The sequence below is a fragment of the Phycisphaeraceae bacterium genome, assembly GCA_019636555.1.
In the GTDB taxonomy this organism is placed as follows: Bacteria; Planctomycetota; Phycisphaerae; order Phycisphaerales; family UBA1924; genus JAFEBO01.
The window spans coordinates 909177-932436 of record JAHBXH010000001.1 but is presented as its reverse complement, the minus strand read 5'-3'; the positions used below and the strand labels follow the sequence as shown (position 1 = coordinate 932436).

The following is a 23260-nucleotide window of genomic DNA, read 5'->3' as shown; positions in this document are numbered from 1 at the left end:
CCGCAACAATGACCGATTGACACAGCCTGACGGTAATCTCATCCCTGTCATCGCCGGCCCAACCGCCGGGGGCAAGTCCGCACTCGCGCTCGACCTGGCCGAAAGGATCGGCAACGCCGAAATCATCACCGCCGATGCCTTTCAGATCTACACCGGAATGGACATCGGCACAGCGAAGCCCACGCCGGCCGAACGCCGGGGAATCCCCCACCACCTGCTCGATCTCCGCGATCCGCGCGATCCGACGCCCTTCACGGTGCACGATTGGCTCCGCGCCGCGAACGCCGCGATCGCCGACATCCGGTCCCGGGGCAAACACCCCATTGTCGTCGGCGGCACGCACCTCTACATCAAGGCGCTGCTCGACGGTCTCTTCGAGGGCCCCGGCGCCGACACGGAGCTGCGTGAGAAGCTGCGTGCGAAGGGGCTTGCCGCGCTCCGCGAAGAGCTCGAACGCGTCGATCCCGATGCAGCGCGCCGCATCCACGCCAACGACGAACGCCGCACCATCCGCGCGCTCGAAGTCTTCCACCTCACCGGTAAGCCGATCAGCGCCCACCAGACGCAGTGGGATTCTCCAGCCCCTTCCCTGAGGGAAGGGGTTGGGGGAAGGGAGGGTTCTGATTCGCTCTCGCCACCTCGACACCCCGACACCTCGACACCCTCATTCCGCCTCATCATCCTCGACTGGCCCGCCGAACTCATCAACCCGCGCATCAACGCGCGTGTCAAAAACATGATGGAAGCGGGCTTTCTCGATGAGGTGCGAGCGCTGCACGCGGCGGGCGCGTTCGCGCCCGCCGCCAACGCTCAGGCCCGCGAAGCGCTCGGCTATAAGCAACTCCTCGCGCATGTCGAAGGCCGCATGTCGCTCGAAGATGCGATCGAGCGAATCAAAATCGATACCCGCCACTTCGCTAAGACACAGCGAACGTGGCTGAAGCGTTTGCGAATCACGCCCGGAAGCAAATCGATCGACGCGGCGAATAGTCCAGTGTCCGAGTGGCTGGCGAACCTCGGGCACTGACCGAAACCTCGTGTCGGCGCTGCGTCCAAGCCGCCATTCGCCGCAAATCATGCGGTGAATAGCAGGTCGATTCACCGCAACGTCTGCGGCGAATACGGCAGAGAATCCGTCCAAAATCCAAACAAAATCCTGCTTGCACGTATTCCCTACACCTAACCCCCTTGACAACCCCCCCTTTCTTTCCTTATCTACAGCCTTTGCCGGACTGCCACTTCAGGCTCCAGCCGGTGAATTGCCGAAGGTGTGGCGGCACGCCGCCCCGCCCAAAGCCTTTCCGCAGCCCGTTTTTCAGTGATTCCCCGGTCCTCCAACCCGGCACACCCCTCGCATAGACAAATTCACCCATGGCCAAACGCCCTTCCAAAAAACCCGAGTCCGTGCCCGAGGGAGGAGCGACCGCCGTCGCCGACGCACCCACCTCTCCGGCCAAGCCCGTAGGCCGATTCGGCGGCAAGGGCGGACGGGGTGGCCGAGGCGGACGCGTCTTCAAGTCCGTCTACAAGACCGGTTCCGCCAAGGGCAAGAACCTCGTCATCGTCGAATCGCCCGCCAAGGCCAAGACCATCAACCGCTATCTCGGACCCGAATACGTCGTCCTCGCTTCGGTCGGCCACGTGCGTGATCTGCCCAGCCGCAACCCCAAGGGTGTGAAGAACCCGGTCCCGGGCGTCGACCTCGAGCGCGATTTCAAACCAACCTACGTCATCAACGAAGATCGCGCGAACGTGATCTCCGATCTCCGCCGCGCGGCAAAGGACGTCGCCAGCGGCGACGGCCAGATCTGGTTCGCAACCGACCTCGACCGCGAGGGTGAAGCCATCGCATGGCACCTCGCGCAGGAACTGGGCATTACCAGCAAGCAGGCCAAGCGCGTCATCTTCCCAGCGATCACCAAAGCCGAGATCGCCAAGGCTTTCAGCAATCCGCACCCGATCGACGAAGACCGCGTCAACGCGCAGCAGGCGCGCCGAATCCTCGATCGCATCGTCGGCTATCAGGTTTCTCCGTTGCTCTGGAAAAAGGTCGCGCGAGGACTCAGCGCCGGACGCGTGCAGTCCGTCGCCGTGCGCCTCGTCGTCGAGCGCGAACGCGAGATCCGCGCGTTCATCCCCGACGAGTACTACGAGATCAAGGCCAATTTCACGAACGAACTCGCCAAGGCCGCGGGCCTGGCTCCTGCGTGGCAGAAGTTCATCGCCCAGCGCGACGACAAGAACAATCCCCCCACGATCGCCCAGCAGACACACTGGCTCGAAGAGAATCACGGTTTTCGCGCCGAACTCATCGAAGTCGGGGGCAAGCCGATCGACATCCTTGCGCCGAAAGAAGGCGAACACCGCACCGAGGCCCAGAACAAGCAGATCCTCGACCGCGCACTCGAGATCGCGCGCCTCGCCGGCGTCAAAAACCCTTCGGTCGATGTCACCGAAGACCAGAGCGCCAAAGGCCCCGCCAAATTCATCCGCGCGATCAAGGGCGATATCGACCCCAAGACCCCGTACAAGGTCGAATCGATCGAGACCAAGCGCACGACGACTCGCCCGGCACCGCCATTTATCACCTCGACGCTTCAGCAGGCCGCGAGCAGCCGCCTCGGCTTCGGCGCACAGCGCACCATGCGTGCCGCGCAGCAGCTCTACGAAGGCGTGGACATCCCCGGCGAAGGCCCGATCGGTCTCATCACCTACATGCGTACCGACAGCACGCATCTCTCCGGCGAAGCGCTCAACGCCGCACGCGAGTACATCGGCAAGCAGTTCGGCGACAAGTACCTGCCTGAGAAGCCCAATTTCTTCTCGTCGTCCAACAAGGATGCGCAAGAGGCTCACGAAGCCATCCGCCCGACCAACCCCGATCTCGCGCCGTCGAATCCCAAGATCCGCCGCGCCCTCTCCGATGATCAGTTCCGCCTCTACGAACTCATCTGGCAGCGCTTCGTCGCGTGTCAGATGACCCCCGCGCAGTGGGATTCGACCACGATCCGCATTTCCGGCGGCACCGACCCTTCACCGGCGAAAGTCGTCACCTTCAAGACCACCGGCCGCGTCCTCATCTTCGACGGCCACTACAAAGTCTCCGGCGTCCCGCGCGGCGGCGAAGAGCAGACACTCCCCACCTTCACAGAGAATCAGCCGCTCGCGCCTTTCGCGGCAAGCGTTCTCCAGAAATTCACATCGCCCCCGCCGCGCTACAGCGAAGCGAGCCTGATCAAAGTCCTCGAGTCCGAAGGCATCGGCCGCCCTTCGACCTACGCCAGCATCATCAGCGTCATCCAGGAACGCAAGTACGTCGAGCAGCAGCAGCGCCGCTTCTACGCGACCGACCTGGGCGAAGTCGTCACCGACAAATTGATCGAGGGCTTCCCGCAGATCATGGATGTCGGCTACACGCGCGAGATGGAAGCGCAGCTCGACAAGGTCGAGGAAGATCACCTCGACTGGATCGACATGCTCAAGAAGTTCTACGGGCCCTTCAAAAAGGACCTGAAGAACGCCGAGGAATCGCTCGTCCACGCCAAGGCCGAATCGCAGCCCTCCGACTACAAGTGCCCGACCTGCGGCAAGCCGCTCGTCTACAAGTTCGGCAAGAACGGTCGCTTCCTCAGTTGCTCCGACTACCCGACCTGCACCTACGCCTCGCCCGTCGATCGGGAAGGCAAGCCGAGACCGGCGGCCGAAACCGTCAACGTCCAATGCCCCAAGTGCGGGCGCGCGATGACCAAGCGCGTCGGCCGCTTCGGGCCTTTCCTCGGTTGCTCCGGCTACTCCGACAAAGAGAATCCGTGCGACGGCCTCTTGAACATCGACAAGAAGGGCAAAGTCACGGCTCCGTCACAGCCGCCGCTCATCACTGATCTTCCCTGCCCGACGTGCGAAGCCCCGCTCAATCTCCGCAACGGCGTGCGCGGCCCGTGGCTCGGCTGCTCCCGCTTCCCCAAGTGCCGCGGCAGAGGCAAATGGGCCGAGCTCGACGAAGCCAAGCGCACCGGCCTCGAGAAACAAATGGCCGCGCACGACAAGGCGAATCCGATTCCGATTATCAAGACGATGGATGGAATCGCGCTGACGGATGCGATGGGCAAGCCGCTGGCGGCGGCGAAAACGGTGGATCAGTTGTCGGGAGATGACGGCTCCTCATCCGGCGAACAGACGCTTGAGTCGGTTGCGGATGAGATGGGGGTGTAGTCCGCGTTTCGGAGCCGCGGACTTCAGTCCGCGCGGGGTCTGTTGCGATTGAATTTGCCGTTCGAGGCGAATGCAAGTGAGCAATTCACCGCCCGAACTACCTCAGTCGGTGCACTGGAGGTACTCGCTGCCATTGTTTCTTGTTGCCCTCGCCGTCTTGTTGTTCATGCTCTTGGTGGCGCATGCAGGCTGATGGTCACGCGATTGGCCTTTTTGTGCATTTCACGGCAACGCCGTGCCAGAATCGAGCCGAGGGTGGAGCGAAGCGACACCCTCGGTGCGAACAAGAAGAATCCCGCACCCCAACCGGGGTGCAACACTTTTGTCAGTTGTCGATCGACGGAAACACGGACGCCCCATCCGGCGAACAGAATCGTGACTGCGCCGAGGACAAATAGAACTCGCAACCTATGGGCAATTCCGTCCCATCTAACACTCTCGCGAACGTGATCCGCCGCGAGATTCTCCCTTCGCTGGTCGTCTTGGGAATCGCCTCGCTGCTCGTGCTCGTTGGCTTTTTCCTGATAGCAAGATCAAACAAACGTCCCGGTGCGGATGAAGCGCTCCGCGGCCCCCGATCGCGACTGCTTCACAGAGCCGATCCCAATTTCGACGCCGGGTCCGAGAAGAACGATCTCACGCTTCTCTATTGCACGGAGGCGAACGGCCGCACCGAGTACTTCTTCATCAACGACCAAGATGATTCTCGCTACTTTGGACACGTTGAACTCTTCAATTCGCTTGAATCCGCAGCTTTCCAGATTGCTCGGAACTTGAGGGACCGAAATGTGCTTGCCGCCGAACCCGCGATGGCATTCGAAGGACCACCGGCTGTCCGCGATTGGAAGGATTCCGAATTGGTCCGGATGCACGAGTTGCTGCTCGACCGGAAGTAAAGGTTCGACTGAGCGAATTCATCGAGCCAACAACCCGAATCGGTTGCCCTGCCCTTGATTGACGCAGAATTCGGGCGCCCCGTGCTCGGCGAATCATTCCGTCATGAGCGATCGCGTCATTCCCCACATGTCCCCCTCCGACTTCCGCGCGCAGGCCCACCGCGCCATCGACTTCATCGCCGACTACCTCGCTTCCATCGAGTCGCGCCCGGTCCTTTCGCAACTCAAGCCAAATGACATCTACAACATGCTCCCCGTGCACGCGCCCGAACTCTCCGCGCTCTCCCGCGGCAGCGCTCTTTCCGGCTCGCACAGCGGCATCGATACCGAATGGTCCTCCATCTTCTCCGACCTCGAACAAACCATCCTCCCAGGTCTCACCCACTGGCAATCGCCCAACTTCTTCGCCTTCTTCCCATCCGACACCAGCTACCCCTCGATCATCGGTGAACTGCTCTCCGCCGGCCTCGGTGTCCAAGGCATGCTCTGGCTCACCAGCCCCGCGTGCACCGAACTCGAAACCAAGGTTCTCGACTGGCTCGGCGAACTGATCGGGCTGCCGCGCGAGTTCCTTTCCGATGGCGCCGATCCGAAACTTGCCGATCATGGGCGCGGCAATGGCGGCGGCAATGGGGGTGGGGTCATCGAAGGCACCGCGAGCGAAGCAACGCTCGTCGCACTCTGTGCCGCGCGCCATCGCGTGCGCTGCAGGAACCCCCTCCCTGAGGGAGGGGGCTTGGGGGTGGGCGAGCTTTCCTCTTTGCCTTCCCACTCCGCCACTGCGCCACTCCGCCACCCCGCCACTTCCCCTCACTTCACAATCTACTGCTCCACCCAGGCCCACTCCTCCGTTATCAAGGCCGCGATGATCGCCGGCCTCGCAACCTCGCCCGACGATCGCACCCACCTCCGCCTCATCGACACCGACACGAACTTCGCGATGGACCCCGCTGCGCTCGAGCGCGCGATCCGCGACGACCTGAAGCGCGGCTTCACCCCAACTTACGTCGTCGCGACCGTCGGCACAACATCCTCCACCGCGATCGACCCGATTGACAAGATTGCAGGCGTGTTGCGCGACACCGGCTGCGACAAGCTTGGAACGTGGCTGCACATCGACGCCGCGCACGCCGGGGCCGCATGCGTCTGCCCCGAATTCCGCTCCATGCTCGCCGGTGTCGAGTCCGCGGACTCCATCGCCTTCAACCCGCACAAGTGGCTCCTCACCAATTTCGATTGCAACTGCTTCTACACGCGCGACCGCAGGTCTCTTACCGGCGCCCTCTCCATCACACCCGAATATCTCCGCAACCGCGGCACAGATTCCGGCGCGATCGACTACCGCGACTGGCAAATCCCTCTCGGCCGGCGCTTCCGCGCGCTCAAGCTCTGGCTCGTGCTCCGCCACTACGGCGCCGAAGGCTTACGCGAGCACATCCGCGAACACATACGGTTGTCCGAACTCTTCGAATCACTCGTCCGCGCAGATTCCCGCTTCGAAATCGTGGCCCCACGCTCCATGAACCTGATTTGCTTCCGTTACCGAGGCGAATCCGAAGCCCGTAACCGAAAGCACCCGCCGTCGCCTCCGTCCTCCCCCTTTGCCAAAGGGGGAGGTGGCGCTTCGCCGGAGGGGGTTTCTACCGATCTGGATTCGATCAACAAGCGCCTTGTCGATTCCCTCAACCAGAGCGGCAAGCTCTACCTCACCCACACCGTGCTCCCCGGCATCGGCTACACCATCCGCTTCTGCATCGGCGCAACGCTCACCCAGGAACATCACGTCCGTGCCGCGTGGGAATTGATCCGACAAACTGCCGGGTAAAACTCAAAGCTCAAAACATCAAAGCTCAAATAGATGCAAACGAACCCCGTTCCCCTTGCCTTGATTTGAGCTTTATCGCTTTGCGCTTTGTTACCTCACCCCCGCCAACCGCCTCACCGTCATATCAAACGTCCGCACCATCCCGCTCTGGATCGCGTACACCACCACGCAATAGATCACCGCCGCGCACACCGAACCGATCGCCAGCGACACCCGCGCCGTCTCCAGTCCGCCGCCGCCCGCAACAGTCTGCACCATCGCCGCTTCCGGACTGACAAGCGCGAAAATCAGTGGCGCCGGGCTCAACGCCCCGAGTGCCGGCCCGATCCACGAAACACTCAACGCCGCCTGCCAGCCGCACAAGCCCACCATCCCCGCGACCGCGCCGACGATTCCGACCGTCGCGACCACCGACGAGATCGTCCCCTTGCTCCGGAGCGACCACTGCAATCCCACCATCACGCAGAACGCCGTGAACGGGAGCACCACGACCGGAACCAATATCGCCGCCTCCGGCAGCACGACCGGGATCTGCATCGACCCGACGCCCGCGATCTGCGTCGTCACCTCCACGCCGCCCTCGCGTCCGAATCCGCCGAAGAGCACATAGACCGATGCCAGCGCAAGCGTTCCCAGCGGCACAGCCAGCAGCGGCAAGAGATACGAAATCAGTCCACGCAGCTTCCCGAACAGATAACTCGACGGCGTAATCGGGGTCGTCAACAACAGATCGAGCGTCCCGTCCTCTCTCTCGCGGCTGATCGCCGTCGCCGCCATGTTGATCGCCACCAGCGTGATCACCGCCAACTCTCCCCACACCGTCGCCAGCAGCGCCGTGCGGAAATCAACGTGATTCATCGAGCCCGTGTGATAGAGCGCAAGCAACGCAATCCCAAACAATCCGCCCAGCCCGATGAACGCGTACCGCGCCACGATGCGCCCGAGCGTGCTGTTCCGCGCCGCCGCCTCGCGCCACGCGATCGGATTGTGCCACACCGTCCGCGCCGGCCTCGTCTCCGCGCCCGCCGCACCAAGCCCAAACATCTTTCGATACCACGGAATGCCGCTCTCCTCGGCCTGAAACAGATTCAAACCGCCGCTGCGCACCGTGAACGTCGAAACCACCATCAACAGGACGCTGAGCAGCAGCGACCCGTAGCACCACGTCCGCACCGGATGTTCGAGGAACCAGTTCGTGATCCCCGACGTCGTCCCTTCCGGCGCCGTCGGAAAATCCGTCGGGTTCAAGAGTGCCGCGAGCGCCAGGAACGGATTGATCGCGGTCATCCATGTCACGCCCCCGCCGCCCGCGGCGCCGCGCCCCGAGTTCCGCAAAAACACATCGATCCCCGCCGTGATCGCAAGATAGCTGATCACGCACACGTAAAAGGCAAACACCGCCCTCTTGCCCGCCAGCCTCGACACCGACAGCGCGATCGCGATGGTGCCTACCAGGAGCACCGCGAACGCGCTGATCGCAAAGCTGCCGAAAATCGCCTGCATCGAGACGCCGCCGAAATACTGCGTCAGCGCGAACAAGGGCAGCGTCGCCACCATCAGCGCAATGATGAAGAACAATCGCCCCAGCAGATTCCCCAGAACAATCTGCGCCGCCGTCAGCGGCGTCGTCAAAAGCACTTCCCATGTCCGCGGGCTCGACTCCTGCGCGATCGCCCCCGCCATGAACACGGGCGCCAAAATACAGATCAGCGCGAGCTGCAGATACGCAATAAACGTAAAGCTCGCCGCGGCATTGATCGCCAGCTCTCGATAATCCAGCTCCCCGCCCCCCAGCCGCGCAATGAGCGACCAGAGCAACACCAGAATCAACACCGCCAGGTACGCCGCGCGAATATACAGGTGCCGCGTCCGCCTCGACCCGTTCTGCACGAGCCGCACCGCGATCGGATTCAGCGGAATCAGGTAGACGATCCAACGGAGAAAGACGGGCATGGGTAAAGCATAAGAAGTGGCAAAGGGGCAAAGCGACAGAGTGGCGAGGGGATTGGACCGATTGCGGCGAGCGAATGCGCCGCTCTTCTCACCTCTTCACCCGCTCACCTCCCCACCTCCCTACCTCCTCACCTCCTCACCTCCCTACCTCCTCACCTCCTCACCTTTGTCCGGGTCCTCACTCTCCCCCTTCCCCCTTCCCGTATGCTCCCCCCATGAGCATCAACTCCCTCGCGAAACAATTTGTCGATCTCTGCAATCAGGGCAAAAACTTCGACGTCATGCGCAGCATGTATGCCGACGACATCGTCTCCGTCGAAGGCGACGGCAAAGAAACCGCCGGCAAAACGCCTGTGATCCAAAAATCTGAACGCTGGGCGGCCGTCAACGAGATCCACGGCGAAAAAGTCCTCGGCCCATACTTCTGCGGCCCCGATCAATTCGCAGTCCACTTCACTTTCGAAGTCACCCCCAAAGCCACCGGCAAGCGTCGATCCCTTCCCGAAGTCGGCGTCTACACCGTCAAGGGCGACAAGATCGTTCGCGAGCAGTTCTTCTACGAGGGCGATCGCTAGCAGGCTGTTGAAATTCTGATTGTGCCTACTGCGCCGACGCATTGCAGACAACTTTCTGGCCCTCAGACCCGGGTCGCGAGGGTAGATGGCGGTTCGAAATTGCGACTGGTTGGAGTTTTTCAACAGCCTGCTAGCTCGCACACGCCACGAGTGGTGACAAAACGCCGCTCGGACTTCTCCGCATCTGTTGGCCCGCAACGCGGGCCGACGGAGCTTGCCAGATGTGCAACATCTGGTATTGGCTTGCGACAGGATGTCAACGTGCCGGGCATCTATGAACCCGCCCATAACATGGGCGGGCGGTGCTTCGATTCTCCTCACTGGTTCTCAAAGAGAAAACCATGGCAACGCGCACGTCAAAGTCTTCAGCAGTAACTTCTCCAATCCGCTTCAGCACGAAACTCCTCCGCCCCAAGCCCGACAACGGCATACGCCCCGCGTGGTCCTTTCTCGTTCTTCCAAAACAAGCCACTTCCAAACTTCCTTCCCGGAGCCAGGTTTCGGTCCGCGGCACTTTCAACTCCATCCCTTTCGCCTCAACCCTTCAGCCGGACGGCCGCGGCGGACACTGGCTCAAGGTCGATCCCAAACTCAGCAAGCGCGCTCGCACCAAAATCGGCGATGAAGTCTCTCTCGAGATCACACCCCTCGCTCCCGATCAGGAACCCGAGCCCGAAGTCCCGCCCGACTTTCGCAAGGCCCTCGCCGCCGCGCCAAAAGAAGCGCAGCTCGCCTGGAAAGAAATCACTCCCGTCGCCCGCCGCGATTGGATCCAGTTCATGACCTCCGGCAAACGCGCCGAAACCCGCACGCTCCGAATCGAAAAGGCCTGCGACATGCTCGCGAATGGCAAGCGCCGCCCCTGCTGCTTCGATCGCTCCGGCATGTACGACAAAAGCCTCAGTTGCCCCGTCCCCGAGTAAGACCAACGCCTTTCAGAATCGCCTCGCCGCTTCCAATTTGGCGCTTCCCCCGCTCGTCTCATTCCTCATTTGCCATTTGCTCATTTGCGATTTGCCATTTCTCTCCGCCATCCGCCCAGGATTCTCCCATGCCCTCCCGCCTCCGCGTCCTCTGCTTCTCCCTCTCTCTCGACGGCTACGGCGCCGGCCCCGCGCAGAGTCTCGAAAACCCGCTCGGCCTCCGCGGCTCCGAACTCTTCAATTGGTTCATGACCACCCGTACCTGGCGCCAGATGCAAAACCAATCCGGCGGCGACACCGGTGGCGATGACGACATCGCCGCCAAAGGTTTCGAAAACATCGGCGCGTGGATCCTCGGCCGCAACATGTTCGGCCCCGTGCGCGGCCCATGGCCCGACGAGAATTGGAAAGGCTGGTGGGGCGAAGAACCCCCTTACCACACGCCCGTCTTCGTCCTCACGCATCACCCGCGCCCGCCCCTCCGGATGAAAGGCGGCACAACGTTCCACTTCGTGACCGACGGCATCCACTCCGCGCTCAAACAGGCGACCGATGCCGCGGGCGGCAGAGACGTGCGCGTCGGCGGCGGCGTCGCAACGATCCGCCAATACCTGCAAGCCCGCCTCATCGACGACCTTCACCTCGCCATCTCGCCGGTTCTTCTCGGCCGCGGCGAACACCTCCTCCACGGCATCGACACCCACGCGCTCGGCTACTACTGCGAGCGGCATGTGGGCAGCGAAAAGGCCGTGGCGCATGTCTTCCTTCGTAAACAGCCCTAGTTCATCCAACGCCTCCGACCGATGCACCGCCCACTCGTTCCTTCAACTCCACGTTCGCCATTCTCTGTTCTGCGATCTGCGATCCGCGATTTCTGTTTCTGATTTCCGATCCGCGATCCGCGATCCGCGATCCGCGATCCGCGATCCGCGATCGGATTCTCCGCCCCAACGGGGCGCCGGGCTGTAGCCACGGGTGGAACGAGGTCGCCTCGACCGAGCGCAACCCGTGGAAACCGACGCGCATGATCTCTCCTGCCCCGGAGGGGCAGCGGAATCCCCCGCAACACAATCCCGTCCATTCCCAACAACCCTCCGCGTGCCTTCTTCCACCCCCAAACCCCGCGCAATCGACTGGCCCCTCCTCCTCATTCTCCTTGCCGGTGGCCTGCTCGGATTCCTCGCCACGATCCCACTCGTGGTGCAGTGGCTCCCAAGACTGGTGAGCCCGGGCGCCAAAGCCGAGTTCCAAAAAAACCTGCCGATGCCTCTCCCCGCGGTCTTCGCGCTCGGCTTCGTGCAAAACGCCGCGATCTTCGGTGTCGCAATCGCGGTCGGTCTCGTGCTCGGCAAGAAAGTCGGTCTCGGCGCGCCCGAACTCGAAGCCTGGCGTGCGGGTTCGCCGCGCCCCGGCCTCGCGCGCCGTCTCGCACTCGCCGCAATCATCGGCCTCGGCACAGGCCTGCTTCTGATTGTCCTCGACGCCTTCCTCTTCCTCCCGCGCACCGGCCTCGAACTCGCGAAGTGGATGGCCGACGTTCCACTCTGGAAGCGCCTCCTCGCCGGTCTCGTCTACGGCGGCATCACCGAAGAACTCATCTGCCGCTTCTTTCTTGTCACATTGCTCGCATGGCTTCTCGGCAAATTCTGGCGCACCCCCAGTAGCCAACCAGATGGCCAGCCCACCCCCGGCGCGATCTGGACCGCAATCCTGATCGCCACATTCCTCTTCGCGCTCGGCCACTTGCCCCTCGCCGCCCGCCTCGGCGAATTGACTCCTTGGCTCGTCGCCCGTGTTCTGGTTCTCAACGGTGTCGCCGGCACCGTCTACGGCTACCTCTACACCCGCCGCGGCCTCGAATCCGCGATGGCCGCGCACGCGGCAACGCACATTCCGCTGCAAATCCTTGCCGGAACTGCCGCGAGCATCGCGCAGAGTGTCAGCTAGTCTGGCAAGGTTTCCAATCTTCTGCGCCCGAGCGGGGGAGAGACGGATGGAGCGAGGTCGCTTCGATCGACCGCAACCCGTCGATAACAACCCCCAACTCCTCCTGCCCCGGAGAGGCAGTGGGCTCGCCCGCGATCTGAATCAACGATTTCGGCATCATCCAAGACATGTTGCAGACTTTCGCTTCTTCAAGTCCTACTTATCTTATCCCAATCTGCAATATTGCCTCCATTGTCTTGGCGGCAGATTCGGTATCAAATTGCATTGTCATAACCGGCATCTCCGACGCGTCCGTCAAAACATCCAAGAGCCACGACTCTGATACCAAGACACGCGACGCGCGTTGCGATTCTGCCCACGCTGCACCGATTGCGGCACCTGCCGCGAGACTTCCGCCACCGAGAGCTGCACCCATCATTCCTGCAAGAACACCTCCCGCCAAAGCAGGCCCTGTGTCCTGAACAGTCAAGTCTTTCTTATGCGACAGTCGCAGCTCTTTAATTCTTTCGTTTGAAAGAACCAAGAGCAAATCGCTCGGGACATCTGCCAAGACGAGGCCGTGTTTCGACGCAATCGCAATTAGCCCGTCTTCCCACACCTTCATCTGCCCATCCGCCATTATTTTCTTAAACTTGGATGCCAACTTATTCGCAAATATGTTTACGATTTTCTTTCCACACAAATCTCTTGCGCCAAGAACTTCATCGTAGGTCAGACCGGCCATTTGTTCAGCTGAAACAACTTCCCCAACTCCCATGCGTCTTAGTTCATAGGGCGCGATCCCGGGACTATTTGGAAGGTGAAGCGCGCGGCTGCCCGTCAACCAAAACAACAAGGCGCCGAGCAGAGCGATTGGGATCAGCGACAGCGCCGCTACGGCGGTGCCTCCGAGAGCGCTTAATGTCATTATGGCCATGAGAACGATGCCGACGAAAACAACGATGCGAGCGAGATCCCGTTGAGATTCGAACTTTGCTTGCGCTGCGGATCGCTTGCTAGTGGCCATCCCCAGCAATTGGGTAGCAAGCGACTGGCGCAATTGCTCCGAAAATGCCGCCTCGTGCAGAGAATCAGCCAGCCTAACGAGTTGAGCACCAGATATCCAACTTGGCGATCGAGTAGCACCCATCTCACCAATCCCCCTTCGCAGTTTCACAACTCACACCTACAACTTTCTCAGCGCCCCCACCAGCGCATCAATATCCCCCGTCGAATGCGCCGCCGAGATCTGGCACCGCAGCCGCGCATGCCCCTCCGGCACGACCGGATACCCGAATCCGATCACAAACACGCCCAGTTCCAAGAGTCGCTTGCTCATCGCGATCGCCTTCGCCGTCTCGCCCACGATGATCGGGCAGATCGCGGTCGGGCTCTCGAGCACATCGAACCCCGCCTCCTTGATCTTCTTCCGCGCATACGCCGTGTTGTCCTTCAGTTTCTGCACGCGCTGCGGCTCGCGCAGCATGATCTCGATCGCCTTCTTCGCGCTGCACGCCACCGTCACCGGCAACGCATTGCTGAAGAGCGTCGGCCTGCCGCGCTGGATGAGCAATTTCGTCACCCGCTCGCTCGCCGCCACAAACCCTCCCGCCCCACCACCAAGCGCCTTCCCCAGCGTGCCGGTAAAGATGTCCACGCGCCCATTCCCCGATCCATTTGAGCTTTGCTGCTTTGAGCTTTGAGCTTTCTCTTCATTTGGCCCTTTGGCCATTTGGCCATTTGGCCATTTCCCTTCTTCTCCCCCTTTGCCATTTGCTATTTGGCCCTTTGCCATTTGCAACTCCCCCACCATCCCCCAGTGCTCGTGCGTCCCTCTTCCCAATTTCCCCATCACCCCGTGCCCGTGCGAATCATCGACGACGAGCAGCGCCCCGAACTCATCGCACAGTTTCCGCATCGCCGGCAAATCCGCGATCGAGCCTTCCATGCTGAAGACGCCGTCGGTCACGACCCAGATCTGCCCCGTCACCTCCGGATTCTTCTTCGCCGCCTCGAGCGCCGCGCGCAGACTCTTCTCGCCTTCCAATCTGTTGTTCGCGTACACCGCCTTCTGCACGCCCTTCTTGATGACCGTCGTCAGGCGGATCGCATCGATGATGCACGCGTGGTTGAGTTCATCGCTGATGATGCAGTCGCCCGGCTCCGTGCACGTCGGGAAGAGCGCCTCCGCCGCGGTCCACGCGCTCACGAATGTGTACGAACTCTCCGTCCCCATCATCCGCGCGATCTCGGCTTCCAGTTCATGATGAGGCGAGAACGTCCCGCAGATGAACCGCACGCTTGCCGTCCCCGCGCCGTAATCGCGCAAGCCCCTGATCCCCGCTTCAACAACCTCCGGGTGATTCGCGAGCCCCAGGTAGTTGTTCGAGCAGAAGCACAGGACTTCCTTTTCCTTCCCGTCCGCCTGCCTCAGCCGGATCTTCGCGTCCATCGGCCCTTCGATGGTCTGCAACTCCTTCCAGACCTTCTGGTCGCGGAGTTGCGAGAAGAGTGCGTCCGTCCGCGTATCAAAAACGTTCTTGCTCATAATGGTCACCGACTGTATTCGATCACCTATTCCGCCGCCGAAATGTCCATCGCCGGAAGATCCCGCGAGCCGTGCAGGACCCTCACCACGTACAGGTTTTCTTCGCGAATGCGATACACAACGAGGTGCTTCGGAAACCCTTCGACAGCCAGCAGCCGCAACTCGGCAACTTCCACCGGGAACAAGTCTCGTCGCACGTGCCCCAATTCCGGCCGCTCTCTCAGCAACTCGATCGTGGAATCCACCCGTTCCAGAAACCGTGCCGCAGCTTCGTGGCTATCGAGCGCCAGAAACATCGCGTGCGACTCAACATCACGCTCCGCGGCACGCGAAATGATGATGTTGATCACGCGCTCTTCCGCTTCTTGAGCCGTTCAGCAACTCGCGCCTTCATCGCTTCCCAGAATTCCGGCGTCACCTCGGTGGCGCCGGTCTCATCAAGCCCTTCTCGAATCAACTGCTCAAACCGCGTGCGCTTCTCCGCATCCTCCCGCACCAGATGACGAAAATACTCGCTCCGGTTCCCGAACTGCCCCGCCACCCTGTGCTCGACAAACTCCGCCAGTTCCTTCGGTAGCGAGATGTTCATCGTCTCCATCTTCTGCTTGTCTTCCTTCTCTTTCATGATGCCTCCCGCAATCGCCGTCGGTCCCGCCCCTCTCTTCCCTGAGCAATCCGCCTTCTGCCTTTGCGATCCGAAATCCGAGTTCCGAGTTCCGCCATCCGCCATCCGCCTTCCAAGCCCTTCCCTCGCCCCTCGTCTGCCAAAATCCTACATCTATTGCCATCTATTGTCAATGAATCCTCCCGAAGCCCCCCGCATCCAACTCTCCGTCGCTTCCCGGACGTTTCCGGTAGGCTCTCGTTTCCCCGCTTGGAGACCGATTCTCATGCAGAAGCTGGCCAAACTCTCACTCCCCTTCCTCACCGTCGCCGCCGTCGGAACTGCCGCGGCACTCTGGAGCTCCACCCCGCCAGCAGTCGCCAACTTCGCCGCGGACAACGGCTACAAGGTCGATCCCGTTCACACCTCCGCCGTCTTCGGCGTCAAGCACAACGGCGTTTCCAACTTCTACGGTCGCTTCAACAAGACCGGCGGCACCTTCAATGTCGACCCCGCCGACCCTTCCAAGAGCTTTATCGATATCACGATCGAAACCGACTCCGTCGACACCGCCAACGCCAACCGCGACAAGCACCTCAAGAGTGGCGACTTCTTTGCCGTCACCGAATTCCCCACGATGAGCTTTAAGAGCAAGTCGTTTAAGAAAACCGGCGACGGGACCTATGACGTGACCGGCGATCTCACGATCCGCGGCAAAACCACCGAGGTCATCGTCCCCGTCACCGACACCGGCCACGGCAAAGCCCGCAACGGCGAAGTCGCCGGCTTCGAAACCAGGTTCAGAATCAATCGCTCCGATTACGGCGTCTCGTTCATGGTCGGTCCCGGCCTCAGCGATGAAGTCAGCATCCTCTTCAGCGCTGAAGGCGGCAAAGGCACCTGACTTTTTCGAAACCCCCTCCCGGAGGTAGGGGGCAGGGGGTGGGTCTTCCGCATTCCAGTACGATCAAACGCACCGCACGCCGCGGTGCGTTTTCTTTCCAGACCATTCGATCCATTTTTCTTCCACGTGCTCTCCGCGCAACTCCGCCAACTCCGCAACTCCGCGTTCTCTCCTTGCTTCCGTTTCGCGACACGCATCACCAAGAATCTCGCATGTCCATTTCTCCCGAACAACTCAAAGTGCTCCTCCTCGGCTCGGTCCCGCCCTTCTTCATCGGCGCGATCGTCTTCTTCTTCCTCGCGCCAAGGTCCGAGCCGCAGCCCGACGCGAATGGCAAACTCCCTCGTCCGCGCCACGCATGGGTGCTTCCCGTGCTCCTCTGCACGCTGATGTTCATCTTTCAGCCGCTGGTCGCGGGCAAGTTCGTGCTCTACCCGCGCTCCGCATCCGAGTGGCCCCTGCTCACCGCGCTCATCTCCGCCATTCTCGCGCTCGTCGCGCTCGCCCTCCCCCGCCCTCGCGCACTCCGCTTGCTCGCCCGCTTCGGCGCGATCGTCACGCTCGGCGGCTTTGTCGCACAAACCATCTTCTTTCGGTGGACGCTCCCCGAAAAACTCGCCTGGCTCGGCTTGCTCGGCGCGTTCGCCACCACTGCCTGGTTCTCGCTCTCCCACATCGTCACGCTGAACAAAGGCATCAGCGGCATCGGCATTCTCGCGCTCTTCACGCTCGCCGCGGCCGTCGCTTGCGAGCCCGGACTCAGCTCGCTCCCGAGCGCCCAGGCCATCGGCATCATCTCGTGGGCGCTCCTTGGCGGCGCCGCGGTCGCACTCATCCGCCCCAACCTGCGCCTCGCGGAGAACGCAACGCACGTCCCCGTCTTCGTCGCGTCGATGATCACTTTCGCCGCATCCATCGGCGCCGGCGAAGACCCGAATTGGCTCAAAGTCCTTTTCGGCGCGCTCGTAGCGCTCGTTCCGACACTCCCGTTCCTGCTCGATGCGATCTGGAAGCCCGCCGTGCCTTCAAAGGGCCGCACGTTCCTGCGCCTCGCCGTCGCCGCGATTCCTTTTCTTGTTCTCGCCGCGATCGCCGGCAAACGCGCCATGGACGCGCTCGCGGCAGATCCGTACTCGTATTAGTAACGCAAAGTCTCGACGGTCTCCTGTCCGTTCCAGTTGAAGTACACACACTGAATCTCGCCATTCTTCTCTCGAATGATGAAGTTGCCGGGCGAATCCTCGACGCGTACGTCGTTGGGATAGCCGAACTCTTGCTGAAGCAGGCGAACGGCGGCCTCTGCAACGAGCGATGCTTCCTTATTCTTTGCGGGCCCTTGTTTCTCCATCTGATCGATGGCCACGGAGCACGCACTCTGAATCTCCCTCATGCGCTTGTAATCTGAAATACCGGATTTGCTCGCTTCCGAAACCGCCGGGATCAAATGCCATGTCAGAAGGAAACCGACAATGCCCGCTGCAAGCGACATTCCCAACCCCTGCAGACCGGCAGGCCACGGCCCAATCTGCGCCGCCCAGCGCGACAAGCCGGCGCCGCTAATCAGAAACGCGGTCAGCCCCATCGCGATCGCCATCTGAAGCGCCGCGGTCTTCGATGCGATCGAGTTGCCTTTCCTGCTTGCACCGGCAAACTCGATATCGATGTCGCGGTTCATGTCTCCTGGCCGCAGAGTGCGCCGCAGCAGCGTTGCGCACGGTGCATCACCCACAACTTCCTTCACAAGCGCGTGCGAAACGCGAACGTTGGTAGAACCGCGCCAGTAATAACCTTGTCCGCTCTCCAGAATCTCAACGTCCGCCCGCCGCACGCTGTCGAATCCCGATGCAAACGCAAACGACTTTCCAAACACGAACAGTTCGAGCCGCAGCGGCGCCGTCGCGCCCGCTCCCGTGAGTTGCATCGGATAGACCGGCTTGCTCGCGGCAAATTTGAATATCAGAGGGGTCGGTGCGGTCAATCTCGCTTCATCGAAGGAGCGACGCAGCTTCGACACCGCAAAGAACCATCCTCGCTTCACGTAGTCCTCGATCGCCCGGTCCGCGTCCGGCGAAGTTCCGACTCCATTTTCCGCGAGCCATCCCTTTATTTCGCCGGCATCCGCCGACTGTACAACCGACACATCGAAGTCGCCGATCAAGGCACGTTCGATGACCGTCACCGCGCCGAAATCGCCTCCGCCTCCCCTCGCTAGTCCCAGTGAACTCATCACGCAGGACGTCACAAGGAGCCATGCCAGAGTTCCCCAGGCCGCGATTCTTGCACCTGCCGAACCAGCTCCAAGCATCACGAGGCAACACCCAACGCACCAAAACAACAGCAGTCCAATCACAACTCCGGCACCCTCGAAAACCCACATCCGCGGCAGAAACATCCCCCGCAGCGTCGGAAACATCCCTGCCGTGCCGGCCCGAATCTCCGGCTTCGCCGGCAGTGGCACCACCCATGCAAAGTCCCTGCCCTTCGCAGCAAACCGCGTTTCGATCGCCAGTGTCTCGACTCTCCCGTCGTACACAATCAGCGCCGACTGCTCGGGAATCTCCGCCGGCGCGGCATGACCGGCAAATATCTTCCCATCGCCGAGCGCCGGTGAACACACCAGCAATGCTGCGCAGATCAAAGCCCGGAACATCACAGCCATTCACCGCACCCGCCTTCCGTGCCGGACTATCCGCCGCGGCATGTCTCCAGGTTCCTCAGCGTACCCTGAAACATGGCTCGCGTTGTTGTTCTTGGCGCTGGTGTGATCGGCCTGACTTCGGCGTTGACGCTCGAAGAAGCCGGTCACGACGTGCGCGTCATCGCCGCCGCGAAGGGCAGTTCCACGACCTCCGCCGCGGCAGGCGCAATCTGGTACCCCTTCAAGGTCGGGCCGCCCGAAAAAGCCGCGATCTGGGCCGGCGCAACTCTTCATTGGCTGACCGAGCTCGCGAAAGCGACTCCGGGTGCGGGTGTGGATTTGCTTTTGCGGACCGAGCTCGCAGCGGATGGCCGCTGGCCTTGGTGGGCCGATGCAACTCCGGGTATTGAGAAGATCGAATCGGTGGATGGCAAGACTCTCCCCGCCGGAGCACATGTCGGCTGGAAGTTTTCCGCGCCGCGCTGCGATCCGCCGATCTTTCTCGAGTGGCTCGAAAAGCAACTGCGACGGCCTGTCGAGATTCGTCGGGTCGACTCGCTCGCGGAATTGCTCGCCGAGACGAATGCCGAAGCGCTTATTAACTGCACGGGCCTCGGCGCGCGCCGATTGACGGGCGACACTGAATTGCAGGCGATCTACGGCCAAACCGTGATTACCGCGCCGGGTCGGATCGATCTCGCGCACTGCCTCGGCGATGAACGCGATGAGAGCCGCATGTTCTATTCGATCCCCCGCCGCGCGGAGGTCGTGCTCGGCGGATGCGCCGAAGTTTGTTCCGATGATCGCCCATGCACAACCACCCGCGCGATGACCGATGTGATCCTCTCTCGCGCGGCATCGATGGGGCTCGAACCGGGCCCGGTACTCCGTGAATCCGCGGGACTCCGGCCCTACCGCCCTTCGGTCCGCCTCGATCGCGACGCCGCGGACCCGCGCATCATCCACAACTACGGGCACGGCGGTTCGGGCTACACGCTCTGCCGCGGCTGCGCGGAAGAGGTCGCACGGCTCGTTCGATGAACGGCCGCTCGCTCACTTCCGGCGGCGGAAATAGAGCCACCACGGATCGCGATCCATGTCGATGTTCGCGATGCGGATGGTGCGACCGACGAGTTCGCTGAACGACTGCGAGAGACTTGTCGAAGGCGCTGGCGGCTGCTTCGGTCCCGCGTCGGCGCGGTGGCGCAGCGCCTCGGCGGCATCGGACAACGCGTGACGAGCAAACGGGAAACGCAGGCGGCGGACGGCGGACATGAGTAACTCCCTTGTGGTTCGTGCGCCGGGCCCGCATCGGGAAGCGAGCCGCGGCGTGTGAGTGTCAATTTCAGCAAACCATGCGAACGTGCGCGAACAGGAAAACCTCTTTCAGAATCGTGCTTTCAAATTTGGTATCTGGATCCGTCGTACCTCGCGGTCAGATCCGCGGGCGAATCGCGCAACAGCATTGAAGCGTGTGCGAAAGTCGGCCGTGTCGGCCGGCATGGGCAAGTTGAAGTCGAGCGTTGATCATGGTCTTGAACATGGACTTGATCACGGATCGGCTCAGGTTCTTCAAACTTCCGGCGGACAAACGCGGGAGGCGTACTTGGCTTGGATGCCGCGTACACCCATGAGTATCGGCGCCTCGCGCGGTCTTGTCACCAACAAAACACGCTGAAACTGCTATGAAAATAGGCTGTTTTGTTACGGAAACAGCAGTGAAAGGAAGCGAAACGCGCAGGATGCCGGAAAAACACGGAAGGCAACGGAGAAGAAATACTGAAGAGGAAAGCGAACGTGTGAAAGGAAAACGGAAAACGGGGGCGGGAGATGACAGGAATCCGGAACATCGCGCGAGAGATTTGGATTCCGAGCGCGCGTCGCTGCGACGCATGCTCAGCGTTTGATCACCGCCGTGAAGATCGAGTGCGCGGGGGCTGTCTGCTTCACGGCTTCGCCTCGGAGTTGCAGGTTCACATCAATCGCTTTGCCGGTCTGGTTCATCACCACAACCGCGATCGAGCCGTCCGTGTTTTTGAATGCAATGGTGAGCAGGTCGTCGGATGTAGAGGACGCGATGATTCGTTTCGCGCCGGGGCGGATGAACTTGGAGAAGTGGCCGAGGTAGTAGAACGAGTTCATGAAAGTGAGCTTGCCGGCGCCGATGTCCGCATGCACGGGCGCGAAGCAGTAGTTGCCGACGTGATTCGGGCCGCCGCGCTCGTCGAGGAGGATGTTCCAATCGGTCCAGCCGACGGCGCCGTTGTTGAAATCGTGCATGAGTGATCGGCCGTAGCGCTCGCCCGCGCCCCACTCCTTCACCCGCGCTGCATCAAAACTCTCGACGCACCCTTCGGTGAAAAGAAGGTGGGTGTCGGGGAAGCGCTCCTGCACCAATCGCACGTTTTCGAAGTGATCGCCGACGTACCAGTGGAAGCCGACGCCCCAGATGTACCTTGCCGCGGCGGGGTCTTCGAGCACTACCTTCGCACGCTCGTACATGATGTCGCGGTTGTGATCCCAGACGATGATCTTCTTCGAGTTCGGCGCATCGACGTTTGCTGGATCGAGCATTCCCGCTTTCACGAGCGCGGGTCCGAGATAGTTCTTGACGAAATCGCGTTCCTGCTCGGCGGAGTAGATGCAGGATTCCCATCGCTGGACTGCCGCGGGCTCGTTCTGGACGGTGACGCCGAAGATTGGGATGCCCTGCTTTTCGTAGGACTGGATGAACTTGACGAAGTAGTTCGCCCATGCGCTGGCGAATTCGGGCTTGAGCTCGCCGCCCTCGAGCATGTTGCTGTTCGACTTCATCCACGCGGGGGGCGACCAGGGGCTGGCGTAGACGGTGATCTGGTTGCCGGCGAGCGCGAGGGCGCGCTTGATCATGGGGATGCGGTGTTTGAGATCGGGCGCGATGTCGAAGGATTCGAGCGACGCGTCGTTGTCTTTCACATAGGTGTAGCTCGCGCTCGAGAAATCGCAGGAGTGGATGTGCGTGCGGATGAGCGAGTAGCCGATGCCGGCGTTCGGATCGAAGTAGGCGGTGATGAGTTCTTGCTGTTTGGGCGCGGGGAGCTTGGCGAAGACTTCTGCCGCGGCATCGGTGATCGCGCCGCCGATTCCGACGATGGTTTGAAAGGTGGTGCCGTCGTCGAGAAAGATTGTCGCGTTTGCGTTGCCGGGCGCCGCGGAAGTGAGTACGCCCGCGGGCGCGAGACGCGACTCGGTGTCCTTGGCGGTGAGGAAGACATTGGCCTGAAAAGGCTGCGCGAGCGTGGGCATAGTGAGTAGTCCGAGTGGAAGTAGGAACCAGAACATGAAGAAAGGTAGTATCGCCGCGGAAGTCGCTCGCTTATTGATCCGGGGCGTAGCTTGCCTCATCGCTACGGACAGATCAGTTCGTTGTACGAAGCGACGAACACTGTGAAGTCCGCATCGTCAACGAGGCCGTCTCCGTTCAGGTCGCTTGGACAGTTCGGCGGCATTGCCGGATCGGCACAATCGAGAATGTCGTAGGCAGCGACGAAGAACGAAAAATCCGCATCGTCCACGAATCCGTCGTGATTCAGATCGCCGGCGCACGCGGTGAAGCTCTGCACCTGCAAACCGAACCCGTCGGTCTGACCGTTGCCCTCGACATAGAAATCGATCGTGTTCACGCCGGCGACGAAGCCCTTTGTCAGGGTGATCCAGGGAGAAAAGTCGTAGGTCGGGATGCGGTGATCGGGCGTCGAGCCGGGGTAGTTGATGAATGCGCCGCCGTTGAGACGGAAGGCGGGAATCCATGAGCCGCGAAAGGCGATGATCTCGCCGGAATCGTCCGCGGCCCAGCGGAAAGTCAGTGCCGCGACCGCCGGGTTGTAACCGGTGAGGTCAAAGGTCTGGCGGAAGACGAAGAAGGTCCAGTTGCCGACGCCGCCGTGACTGCCGCCGGGTACATCGGCGATCCAATCGGCGCGGGCGGGGGTGTATGTCACGTTGACGGCCTGCTGGAAGTTGTTGGTCACGAACGATGCGAAATTGCCGTCGCCGCCAGGCGCGACATTGGTGGAGACGAACCAGTGACCGAGGGGGCTTGCGGTCGGATAGAAGACGGGCGCGGCCTGGGAGAGGCGCGGGGAGATGCCGGAGACAACGACTGCCGCGATTCCAACATATGTACGCACGTTTGATTTCCTCATCGTTGCTTCGCGCCGGTGCGCATGGAGCTTGCGGGCGCGTGTCACAAAAGAATACCGCGGGCGGCGGGAACG

The 23260-nt window shown here is 61.6% G+C and carries 21 protein-coding genes; 12 read left to right on the top strand and 9 right to left on the bottom strand.

Annotation, left to right across the window (positions count from 1 at the left end):
* The first annotated feature begins 16 nt into the window (after positions 1 to 16).
* From miaA to KF691_03860, 4 genes are all read left to right on the top strand, one after another.
* Positions 17 to 1027, top strand: a complete 1011-nt coding sequence (gene miaA, locus KF691_03875; GenBank protein ID MBX3388575.1) for a tRNA (adenosine(37)-N6)-dimethylallyltransferase MiaA — start codon at positions 17 to 19, stop codon at positions 1025 to 1027.
* A gap of 344 nt (positions 1028 to 1371) precedes the next feature.
* Positions 1372 to 4212, top strand: a complete 2841-nt coding sequence (gene topA, locus KF691_03870; GenBank protein ID MBX3388574.1) for a type I DNA topoisomerase — start codon at positions 1372 to 1374, stop codon at positions 4210 to 4212.
* A gap of 446 nt (positions 4213 to 4658) precedes the next feature.
* A complete protein-coding gene (locus KF691_03865; GenBank protein MBX3388573.1) occupies positions 4659 to 5108 on the top strand; it encodes a hypothetical protein in 450 nt (149 codons plus the stop codon).
* Between the two features lie 103 nt (positions 5109 to 5211).
* Positions 5212 to 6933 carry a hypothetical protein gene (locus tag KF691_03860; protein MBX3388572.1) on the top strand — a complete coding sequence of 574 codons (1722 nt, stop codon included), beginning with the start codon at positions 5212 to 5214 and terminating at the stop codon, positions 6931 to 6933.
* Between the two features lie 90 nt (positions 6934 to 7023).
* Here the strand turns inward: KF691_03860 and KF691_03855 are convergent, their stop codons facing one another.
* A complete protein-coding gene (locus KF691_03855; protein ID MBX3388571.1) occupies positions 7024 to 8886 on the bottom strand; it encodes an ABC transporter permease subunit in 1863 nt (620 codons plus the stop codon).
* A 215-nt stretch (positions 8887 to 9101) separates the two neighbouring features.
* Between KF691_03855 and KF691_03850 the strand changes: the two genes are divergently transcribed.
* The 4 genes from KF691_03850 to KF691_03835 all read left to right on the top strand — a co-directional run bounded on the left by KF691_03850 (position 9102) and on the right by KF691_03835 (position 12331).
* Complete coding sequence (locus tag KF691_03850) at positions 9102 to 9461, top strand: nuclear transport factor 2 family protein (GenBank protein ID MBX3388570.1); 360 nt, start codon at positions 9102 to 9104, stop codon at positions 9459 to 9461.
* 341 nt (positions 9462 to 9802) lie between these two features.
* The gene (locus KF691_03845) at positions 9803 to 10384 is read left to right on the top strand and encodes a DUF1905 domain-containing protein (protein MBX3388569.1); all 582 of its coding nucleotides are present in this window, start codon (positions 9803 to 9805) and stop codon (positions 10382 to 10384) included.
* A 128-nt stretch (positions 10385 to 10512) separates the two neighbouring features.
* Positions 10513 to 11166, top strand: coding sequence for a dihydrofolate reductase family protein (locus KF691_03840; protein ID MBX3388568.1), 654 nt, complete (start codon positions 10513 to 10515; stop codon positions 11164 to 11166).
* A 316-nt stretch (positions 11167 to 11482) separates the two neighbouring features.
* A complete protein-coding gene (locus KF691_03835; GenBank protein ID MBX3388567.1) occupies positions 11483 to 12331 on the top strand; it encodes a CPBP family intramembrane metalloprotease in 849 nt (282 codons plus the stop codon).
* Between the two features lie 199 nt (positions 12332 to 12530).
* On the opposite strand, the gene KF691_03830 is transcribed toward KF691_03835, so the two are convergent.
* The 4 genes from KF691_03830 to KF691_03815 are packed head-to-tail and all read right to left on the bottom strand — an operon-like array spanning position 12531 to position 15483.
* A complete protein-coding gene (locus KF691_03830) occupies positions 12531 to 13460 on the bottom strand; it encodes a hypothetical protein (protein ID MBX3388566.1) in 930 nt (309 codons plus the stop codon).
* A gap of 36 nt (positions 13461 to 13496) precedes the next feature.
* Positions 13497 to 14858: an aminotransferase class I/II-fold pyridoxal phosphate-dependent enzyme gene (locus KF691_03825; GenBank protein ID MBX3388565.1), complete on the bottom strand. Its 1362-nt coding sequence runs from the start codon at positions 14856 to 14858 to the stop codon at positions 13497 to 13499.
* 26 nt (positions 14859 to 14884) lie between these two features.
* Positions 14885 to 15208 (bottom strand): type II toxin-antitoxin system RelE/ParE family toxin, encoded by a 324-nt coding sequence (locus KF691_03820; GenBank protein MBX3388564.1) that lies wholly within the window; start codon positions 15206 to 15208, stop codon positions 14885 to 14887.
* Positions 15205 to 15483, bottom strand: a complete 279-nt coding sequence (locus KF691_03815; protein ID MBX3388563.1) for a hypothetical protein — start codon at positions 15481 to 15483, stop codon at positions 15205 to 15207. The genes KF691_03820 and KF691_03815 overlap by 4 nt, the downstream gene beginning before the upstream one ends.
* Before the next feature lie 265 nt (positions 15484 to 15748).
* Between KF691_03815 and KF691_03810 the strand changes: the two genes are divergently transcribed.
* The gene (locus tag KF691_03810; protein ID MBX3388562.1) at positions 15749 to 16366 is read left to right on the top strand and encodes a YceI family protein; all 618 of its coding nucleotides are present in this window, start codon (positions 15749 to 15751) and stop codon (positions 16364 to 16366) included.
* Positions 16367 to 16578: 212 nt separating this feature from the next.
* The gene (locus KF691_03805) at positions 16579 to 17508 is read left to right on the top strand and encodes a hypothetical protein (GenBank protein ID MBX3388561.1); all 930 of its coding nucleotides are present in this window, start codon (positions 16579 to 16581) and stop codon (positions 17506 to 17508) included.
* On the opposite strand, the gene KF691_03800 is transcribed toward KF691_03805, so the two are convergent.
* The gene (locus KF691_03800; protein ID MBX3388560.1) at positions 17505 to 19025 is read right to left on the bottom strand and encodes a DUF2330 domain-containing protein; all 1521 of its coding nucleotides are present in this window, start codon (positions 19023 to 19025) and stop codon (positions 17505 to 17507) included. The two genes, KF691_03805 and KF691_03800, sit on opposite strands and share 4 nt — an antisense overlap.
* Before the next feature lie 72 nt (positions 19026 to 19097).
* Between KF691_03800 and KF691_03795 the strand changes: the two genes are divergently transcribed.
* A complete protein-coding gene (locus KF691_03795; protein ID MBX3388559.1) occupies positions 19098 to 20045 on the top strand; it encodes an FAD-dependent oxidoreductase in 948 nt (315 codons plus the stop codon).
* Between the two features lie 12 nt (positions 20046 to 20057).
* Here the strand turns inward: KF691_03795 and KF691_03790 are convergent, their stop codons facing one another.
* Entirely contained in the window at positions 20058 to 20279 is a 222-nt protein-coding gene (locus KF691_03790; protein MBX3388558.1) for a hypothetical protein, read from the bottom strand.
* Positions 20280 to 20367: 88 nt separating this feature from the next.
* On the opposite strand from KF691_03790, the gene KF691_03785 reads away from it, so the two are divergent.
* Positions 20368 to 20682: a hypothetical protein gene (locus KF691_03785; GenBank protein MBX3388557.1), complete on the top strand. Its 315-nt coding sequence runs from the start codon at positions 20368 to 20370 to the stop codon at positions 20680 to 20682.
* Between the two features lie 218 nt (positions 20683 to 20900).
* Here KF691_03785 and KF691_03780 read toward each other — a convergent pair whose 3' ends face one another.
* Both KF691_03780 and KF691_03775 read right to left on the bottom strand, forming a co-directional pair.
* On the bottom strand, positions 20901 to 22325 hold the full coding sequence (locus KF691_03780; GenBank protein MBX3388556.1) for a glycoside hydrolase family 30 protein: 1425 nt from the start codon (positions 22323 to 22325) through the stop codon (positions 20901 to 20903).
* Positions 22326 to 22390: 65 nt separating this feature from the next.
* The gene (locus tag KF691_03775) at positions 22391 to 23173 is read right to left on the bottom strand and encodes a hypothetical protein (GenBank protein ID MBX3388555.1); all 783 of its coding nucleotides are present in this window, start codon (positions 23171 to 23173) and stop codon (positions 22391 to 22393) included.
* Between the last annotated feature and the right edge of the window lie 87 nt (positions 23174 to 23260).

Coding starts and splice junctions, on each gene's coding strand:
- KF691_03800 (MBX3388560.1), bottom strand. CDS start 19,025: ATGGCTGTGATGTTCCGGGCTTTGATCTGCGCAGCATTGCTGGTGTGT.
- topA (MBX3388574.1), top strand. CDS start 1,372: ATGGCCAAACGCCCTTCCAAAAAACCCGAGTCCGTGCCCGAGGGAGGA.
- KF691_03860 (MBX3388572.1), top strand. CDS start 5,212: ATGAGCGATCGCGTCATTCCCCACATGTCCCCCTCCGACTTCCGCGCG.
- KF691_03780 (MBX3388556.1), bottom strand. CDS start 22,325: ATGTTCTGGTTCCTACTTCCACTCGGACTACTCACTATGCCCACGCTC.
- KF691_03825 (MBX3388565.1), bottom strand. CDS start 14,858: ATGAGCAAGAACGTTTTTGATACGCGGACGGACGCACTCTTCTCGCAA.
- KF691_03845 (MBX3388569.1), top strand. CDS start 9,803: ATGGCAACGCGCACGTCAAAGTCTTCAGCAGTAACTTCTCCAATCCGC.
- KF691_03850 (MBX3388570.1), top strand. CDS start 9,102: ATGAGCATCAACTCCCTCGCGAAACAATTTGTCGATCTCTGCAATCAG.
- KF691_03790 (MBX3388558.1), bottom strand. CDS start 20,279: ATGTCCGCCGTCCGCCGCCTGCGTTTCCCGTTTGCTCGTCACGCGTTG.
- KF691_03795 (MBX3388559.1), top strand. CDS start 19,098: ATGGCTCGCGTTGTTGTTCTTGGCGCTGGTGTGATCGGCCTGACTTCG.
- KF691_03840 (MBX3388568.1), top strand. CDS start 10,513: ATGCCCTCCCGCCTCCGCGTCCTCTGCTTCTCCCTCTCTCTCGACGGC.
- KF691_03855 (MBX3388571.1), bottom strand. CDS start 8,886: ATGCCCGTCTTTCTCCGTTGGATCGTCTACCTGATTCCGCTGAATCCG.
- KF691_03815 (MBX3388563.1), bottom strand. CDS start 15,483: ATGAAAGAGAAGGAAGACAAGCAGAAGATGGAGACGATGAACATCTCG.
- KF691_03810 (MBX3388562.1), top strand. CDS start 15,749: ATGCAGAAGCTGGCCAAACTCTCACTCCCCTTCCTCACCGTCGCCGCC.
- KF691_03805 (MBX3388561.1), top strand. CDS start 16,579: ATGTCCATTTCTCCCGAACAACTCAAAGTGCTCCTCCTCGGCTCGGTC.
- KF691_03830 (MBX3388566.1), bottom strand. CDS start 13,460: ATGGGTGCTACTCGATCGCCAAGTTGGATATCTGGTGCTCAACTCGTT.